Annotated in this window: 7 protein-coding genes; 4 read left to right on the forward strand and 3 right to left on the reverse strand. The window is 61.2% G+C overall.

Annotation, left to right across the window (positions count from 1 at the left end; all coding sequences use genetic code 11):
- The first annotated feature begins 38 nt into the window (after positions 1-38).
- From KFO72_RS21380 to KFO72_RS21390, 3 genes are all read left to right on the forward strand, one after another.
- Positions 39-1208: a citrate synthase family protein gene (locus tag KFO72_RS21380; RefSeq protein ID WP_225032970.1), complete on the forward strand. Its 1170-nt coding sequence runs from the start codon at positions 39-41 to the stop codon at positions 1206-1208.
- Positions 1209-1295: 87 nt separating this feature from the next.
- Entirely contained in the window at positions 1296-2324 is a 1029-nt protein-coding gene (locus KFO72_RS21385) for a cyclase family protein (protein WP_225032971.1), read from the forward strand.
- Between the two features lie 1009 nt (positions 2325-3333).
- Positions 3334-3513: a hypothetical protein gene (locus KFO72_RS21390; protein ID WP_225032972.1), complete on the forward strand. Its 180-nt coding sequence runs from the start codon at positions 3334-3336 to the stop codon at positions 3511-3513.
- 306 nt (positions 3514-3819) lie between these two features.
- Here the strand turns inward: KFO72_RS21390 and KFO72_RS21395 are convergent, their stop codons facing one another.
- Both KFO72_RS21395 and KFO72_RS21400 read right to left on the reverse strand, forming a co-directional pair.
- Positions 3820-4209: a DUF2867 domain-containing protein gene (locus KFO72_RS21395; RefSeq protein ID WP_225032973.1), complete on the reverse strand. Its 390-nt coding sequence runs from the start codon at positions 4207-4209 to the stop codon at positions 3820-3822.
- 139 nt (positions 4210-4348) lie between these two features.
- Entirely contained in the window at positions 4349-5092 is a 744-nt protein-coding gene (locus KFO72_RS21400; RefSeq protein ID WP_225032974.1) for an SDR family oxidoreductase, read from the reverse strand.
- 98 nt (positions 5093-5190) lie between these two features.
- Between KFO72_RS21400 and KFO72_RS21405 the strand changes: the two genes are divergently transcribed.
- A complete protein-coding gene (locus KFO72_RS21405) occupies positions 5191-6102 on the forward strand; it encodes an AraC family transcriptional regulator (protein ID WP_225032975.1) in 912 nt (303 codons plus the stop codon).
- A 102-nt stretch (positions 6103-6204) separates the two neighbouring features.
- Here KFO72_RS21405 and KFO72_RS21410 read toward each other — a convergent pair whose 3' ends face one another.
- The gene (locus tag KFO72_RS21410; RefSeq protein WP_225032976.1) at positions 6205-6459 is read right to left on the reverse strand and encodes a helix-turn-helix domain-containing protein; all 255 of its coding nucleotides are present in this window, start codon (positions 6457-6459) and stop codon (positions 6205-6207) included.
- Between the last annotated feature and the right edge of the window lie 13 nt (positions 6460-6472).

Consider the following 6472-nt stretch of genomic DNA (forward strand, 5'->3'; position numbering starts at 1 on the left):
TCCCTCCCGTACCGCTCGGCTCCAGCGATGGCCTCTACATGACGGCCGAGGAAGCCGCAAGCGCGCTGAATGTCAGCGTGCCCACGCTCTACACGTATGTCAGCCGCAAGAACATCCGCGCGCACAAGATTCGCGGCAGCCGTGTCAGCCGGTACCTGCGCTCGGATATTGAACAGATCAGGTCGGGGATTGCGCCTGCCTCGGCGCGCGACACCGCACCGGGTCTCACGGGTTCGTCGGCTATCACCCTGATGACGGAGGCCGGCTCCTTTTATCGCGGTGTGAGTGCCATCGATCTGGCGGAGCAGGCCACCCTGGAGGATGTTGCCCGGCTGCTGTGGGATGCTGGCGACTTTAATCCATTCGATGGTCCTCCAACCTCGCTTCCTCCGAACAGTGATGCCTTGCTCAAAGCCTGTACGGGCTATGCCGCGCTGGATCGCGCCATCATGCTGCTTCCCGCCGTCGAGGGAGCCAATCCTCGCGCGCATGACCTCGGCAAGCGTAGCTTTCTTCGATCCGGGGCAGACATCTTGCGCTGGTTCGCCGCCTGGATGCTGGGCCAATCAGCTCCCGCCGCGCTAGTGCCACTTCACCGCTATATCGGCGCGACAACCAGATGCGGATCGAAACTCGAAGACGCGGTACGCAGGGTGCTCGTTCTTTCGGCTGACCAGGCGCTGCATCCGGCAACTTACGTCGCTCGTGCGGCTGCCAGTACCGGCGCAACGCCCTATCGGTGCGTGATTGCTGGCCTGTCGGCTGCTACGGGTAAACGCTTGCCGGCCGTTCGCGTCGGTGCGTTTTCGCGCTTCCTGGCCGAAATCGACAACGCCCAGGATTCGACCGAGCCGATCAGGATTCGCATGCGGGAGAGCGAAGACATTCCTGGGTTCGGCTACTCGCCATTCAATGCTCCAGATCCACGTTCGGCGGCCTTGTGGGCCTCGTTGCGTGTTCTGTTGGCTACAGACCGGAACTTTGCACGCTTCGAGCGCGCTATCAACCTCGCCATTGATCTTACGGGCCAGCTACCGGATTTTGCCCTGCTGGCTGCCTATGTGAACCACCGCATCGGCGCCGAGCAGGACGCGAATCTCGTGCGGCTGGGGCGGATTGCCGGTTGGGTGGCACATGCGTGGGAGCAGCAAAACGAGATGCCCCTGGTACGATGGAAGGTCAATTACAACGGTGTTCTGCCGGGCTGATTAATATATCGATACGAACAATCGATATTGACACATTCCTTTCCGGAACTGTATGTTCAGCGAAAACCTGGTGTTCAAGGAGACAGCGTGAACAAGCGGTGGGTACATCGGCCGGAGGGGTCGAACTGGGGTGATTTCGGTGACGGGGATCAGATCGGCAGGCTGAATCTCCTGACACCAGAAAAGGTCAAACAGGGTCTCGCAGAGGCACGAGAAGGCATCACGTTTTGCTTGAGCCTGCCGCTTGACTATCCCGGGGGCGACGTCGCCAATCCCCGGCGACACCCGCCCCGGCTGTTCGGCGCAATGCATGGCGGCCAGTGCTTTCACAACCACGCGCGACTTGTGCCGGGCACTGGGCGGCGGTCGGTTGTCTGCGACGACGCTGTGCTCCTCTCCACCCAATACTCGACCCAGTGGGACAGCCTTGCACACGTTGGCACCGAGTTTGACGCGGATGGTGACGGCGTTGCCGAGGTCGTCTACTACAACGGATGGCGCGGTGGCGAACATATTGTGACGCCCCCGGCGCGAGAGGGCGTTGAGGAATGGGCCCGCCATGAAGGCGTCAGCGCCGGCCCGCTAGGTATCGACGCCATGGCTGCTACATGCGTGCAAGGGCGCGGCGTGATAGTCGACCTGTTCGAGCGTTTTGGCCGCGAGCACCATCGCGTCGGCTACGACGAACTCATGAGAATCTTCGATGACGACGCAGTGGAGATCGAATCCGGAGACATGCTGTGTTTATGCACGGGCTTTGACGAATTGCTGCTTGAGATGAACCGGGCACCAGATCCCTGGCGACTGCACAACAGCTGCGCAGGGCTCGATGGATCCGACTCCCGATTGCTGCAATGGATCACTGACTCCGGTGTCGCAGCCCTCATTTCGGACAATCGTGCTGTTGAGATCCTGCCGCCACCACCGGGTGCTGCGAGCACTATCCACGAACATTGCCTTTTCAAGTTGGGGGTGCCGCTCGGAGAGCAATGGTTGCTCTCGCCCCTGAACCGGTGGATGCGCGAGCATGGTCGCAACAGGTTCCTGCTTACAGCTCCGCCGCTGCGGTTGCCCGGGGCAGCTGGTTCACCAGTCACACCGGTCGCAACAGTCTAGAGCCTATGAGCTCACCCGCAGGTCTGTTGTTCGGCAGCAGGCCTGCCGGTTTGTTTGCGCGTACTCATTGCGCGACAGGATAATGGCAGGCCTAACTTGATGAATCGCTTCCGGGATTTGTAGTTCGGTCATTCGTGACAGCTTCGGGACGTTCCGGCATCGCATATGATTTGCCTTGGGCTGGGGACCCCTCTGTCCGACTGAATACCATAGTTGCGAAAGGAGAGCATGTGTGGTCATGCCCCAAACGTCGGCGCAGCACCTGACGCTGCACGTCTTCGAACAGGATGGAGGATGGCATTGGGGCATCGTTATGCCGCGCCTCGCAGGCACCGGTTTCAAGGTCCTCGCATACAGCAAATTAAGGTTCGCTAAGGAGGTTGATGCACGTCACGATGGCAATCGTGCATTCGACGCTCTCGCTCAAGATCAGTTTGTCCAATGCGGGTCCTGATGCAGGACAAGTTTCCCAGATCGAGGCACACCAACCATTCACCCGACGCAACGCAGGGAGAAGGCCAGGTCTTTCTTGCTTCCGGTACCCGCCTGAAGAGATCATGAGGTGAGCATGAACACTGAAACAAGATCGTTACGTATGCTCGTTGAGCGATGGCTCGCGCCAACCGCGGCGACACCGCTACAGGTTACTCGATTCGGGCGCACGGCCAGCGGCGTACGATTCGTCGAAGTGCACCGACCATCGAACCCCTTGACGATTGCTTTCTTTTTCCACCACGAAACCGGTGACTGGCGCGTGTTTCCGCCGAGGACTGGCCCGGCAGGTAATGCGAGAGTCCGACTGCAAAGTGTCGCACCGATCACAAAGCATGGAACTCTCTGACGTGCTGGCAATAGCGCCCATACACGATTACCGAGCACTCCACGAGGACCAATGGGCGCTGATTGCGGCGTTGGTTTGAGGCATGTGTGCCCAATTGCATCGAATGTAGCAGAGACAAGTCGGTCATGACGTCGCATGCATGAGCGGCGGATAAACATGATTTGAGCCTTGCTGAAAATCGATATTGCTATTTCCGTATTTGATATCGTGGCCGTGAGTGTGTGGATTGCCGAACGTCTCGCTGAGATGGGGCAACTTCCATCGCAGCAATCTTCGCAACGCCCACGCGATCGTTTGCTATCCGATGCCGTCCGTCATACGGGGAGCACTCTGCCGATAGGGATTTGAAGCCAGCACTTCCGTCGTTTCCAATATAGGCGCGTTCCAAGTGCGCACGGCCTCCGCAGTTCGTCGAGGAAGCCGGCGCGGTTCGTCGCACTCCATTTCTGGCCCGCCACCACCAGCTAGCCGGCGACTATGAACAAGCGACGGCGCGTCGCCGCAGTTTTGATGACCGAATTGGCTCAAGCGAGCCATCCAATCCTCTGTGCCTGACGAAGCGAGCCTCGCACGACCATGCGATGGAACGGCGCAGTCAACCCGCGATATAAGCGCGGCCGAGCAGGTGATAGTAGAAGACGAGCGTGGTCACGGTCACTCGGCGAGGGCGTGCGCCGGATTGGGGGCTGCACGAATACCGACACGCGGAAATTCACATGCATGTCGTCCTCCCCCGAGCACGATCTCGTTCGGATACCGTCTGAACACCCGAAACATGTTCACCCTGTCGCCGCCTGCGACCCAGAAATCCGCGGCGCGCTTCAGGCCAAACGGCCGTACGAGCCAATCACGCAATTTCAGCAGCGCCGCAATCCATTCGGGCGGATGGTCGAAGATGCGCCGGGCCATACGCTCCGCGTCCTGGGACGCGGCGTCAGGCAGATCGATCGAAAATGCGTCGGCGAAATCGGCTCGGCCATAGAAGGACGTCAGTTGTGAGGCGACCGGCAAGCCGGCCTGTTCGATCTTCGCTTCCGTGTGCATACGCGATTAGCGAAAGGACATTCGGCCAGCTTCATGAGATCGGATTAGCGAAATCCCACCTACCCTCGACCGCGGGCAGAGGCGCAACATATACCCAGACATTCGTTTTCACTCGCGATGCACGAGGGCAGGGTCCGCCTCACCGTCCCTCAGCCAGGAGCACTGCATCCGCGCCAGCGGGAATACGCAAGGGGCTTGACGGATCGTTCACTGCGCGCCACACCGCTTCGGCCACGTCGCTCGCATGCGTGACCGGTCCAGGCTGACTCAGTCGCGCCATGAACCCCTGCACGAGCCCGGTATAGGCCGCGTGATCGAGACCGTGCATGTGGGGACGTCCGTTTTCCGCGAAGCGCGTATCGGGTGCCCGCCCGGGCAGGACGAGATGCGCGCGCACGCCGAACGCGCCGAGTTCGAGCGCCATCGATTCGGTGAACGCGTTGACCGCCGCCTTGCTCGCCATATATGCGGCAATCAGTGGGATCGCTTGCAACGTCACGCTCGACGTAACGTTCACGACGACGCCGGTCTTGCGCTGTCTGAACTGCGGCAGGAACGCCTGTGTCACGGCCATCGTGCCGAACGCGTTGGTTTCGAAGACTTCGCGTATCGTCGGCATCGGCGTGACCTCGAAAGGCGCCGCGGCGCCAATGCCCGCGTTGTTGACAAGCGCGTCGATCGATCCAGCAGCGTCGAGCGCTTGCTGGATACTCTGCGGGTTAGTCACGTCCAGCGCGAGCACACGCAGATTTTCGTGGGCGGGCAGAATATCTTCCCGAGGCGTACGCATCGTTGCCAGAACCTTCCAGTCGCGCTCGAGGAAGTACCTGGCGGTTTCGAGGCCGAAGCCGGACGAACATCCGGTGATCAGAACGGTTTTCATGGGACTCCCGGGAGTGGTTGACAAGGCTAAGACGATAGACTGCCGCAGCCGGACTTTCTATAATTGCGCGTCCTGAATTAATTAGCGGGAGTCCTGGCATGATCGATCCGCTCGCGGACGTTGTTACGCTGCTGCAGCCGGGCGCCCGACACTCGAAGCTCGTCGTCGGGGCCGGTCCGTGGCATATCCACCGTTCGGACGCGGGGCAGCCCTTTTATTGCGTCGTTCTCGAGGGAGCGTGCCGGATCGCCGTTGACGGAAGCCGGGCGATCGAACTGGGCTCGGGGGATTTCATTCTCGTCCCGGACGCGTACGCTGTTTCACTGTCCAGTATCGTGCCGGTGCCGCGCGGCACCCCCGAGGCGATGCCGGTTGCGTTGGGCGCAGGCGAATTCCGGCTCGGCGATCAGTCAGGGCCGCCCGATGTGAGCATGCTCGCGGGTCATTGCAGCTTCGGCTCGCCCGACGCCGGCCTGTTGGTGTCGTTGCTGCCGCGCGTTGTCCATGTCCGGGGCGAGCCGCAATTCGCCACCCTCGTCCAGTTGATCAGAAACGAGTTTCGCGACCGCCGTCCGGCACGCGAAGTAATCCTCGCCCATCTTGTCGAAGTTCTCCTCATCGATGCGCTGCGCTCCACGGCGGGGACGCCGGCATCGCCCGGCCTCGTGCGGGGGCTGGCCGACGAGCGCCTCGCCGTGACGCTACGGCGCATGCATGAAAGCCCGGCCAGGGCGTGGACGGTCGCCGGGCTAGCCAAAGAGGCGGCACTCTCGCGCTCGGTGTTTTTCGAGCGTTTCAACCGTACGGTGGGGCTCGCGCCGATGGCCTATTTGCTGAACTGGCGGATGGCGCTGGCGAAGAACATGCTCAGGCGGACCGACCGCGGGATCGCCGAGATTGCCGAGTGCGTTGGCTATGGATCGGCGAGTGCGTTCAGCGTCGCGTTCACCCGTCATGTCGGGCTACCGCCGGCACGCTTTGCGCGTGAGCAGACGCGTATGGCGCCGTAACCGCCTCGTTCACCTGCTCGAAATGGATCGTCGGTGGTCAGGTTTCCGCGCACACCAACACAAGAACGGTCGATGCGCATCGAGCCCACCAGATGCAGAAGATCAATGCGGCTTCAGTCGTCGGCCTTGTTGCACGGTTTGACGACCGGACGTGAGCTGGTTCGGCGTTCGAGCGAATGCCGCATCGGGCCCACTTTCGCCGCCGCTGGTTTGCTGGCGACCGTACTGTCGCGGAGCGCACTTCATGATCCGTTTGAAGGCCGCGCTGAAGGACTTTTCCGATTCATACCCGAGCGCGAGGCCGATTTCAGCGACCGAGTCGCGCGAGTGCGCCAGCCTCGCAGCGGCGAGGTTCATACGCCAACGCGTC

Source organism: Paraburkholderia sp. XV (assembly GCF_020177535.1).
GTDB lineage: Bacteria > Pseudomonadota > Gammaproteobacteria > Burkholderiales > Burkholderiaceae > Paraburkholderia > Paraburkholderia caribensis.

What these genes read in the sequence shown, in the direction of transcription:
- KFO72_RS21380 (WP_225032970.1), top strand. Translation starts at nt 39, where the DNA reads ATGACGGCCGAGGAAGCCGCAAGCGCGCTGAATGTCAGCGTGCCCACG.
- KFO72_RS21395 (WP_225032973.1), bottom strand. Translation starts at nt 4,209, where the DNA reads ATGCACACGGAAGCGAAGATCGAACAGGCCGGCTTGCCGGTCGCCTCA.
- KFO72_RS21400 (WP_225032974.1), bottom strand. Translation starts at nt 5,092, where the DNA reads ATGAAAACCGTTCTGATCACCGGATGTTCGTCCGGCTTCGGCCTCGAA.
- KFO72_RS21405 (WP_225032975.1), top strand. Translation starts at nt 5,191, where the DNA reads ATGATCGATCCGCTCGCGGACGTTGTTACGCTGCTGCAGCCGGGCGCC.
- KFO72_RS21410 (WP_225032976.1), bottom strand. Translation starts at nt 6,459, where the DNA reads ATGAACCTCGCCGCTGCGAGGCTGGCGCACTCGCGCGACTCGGTCGCT.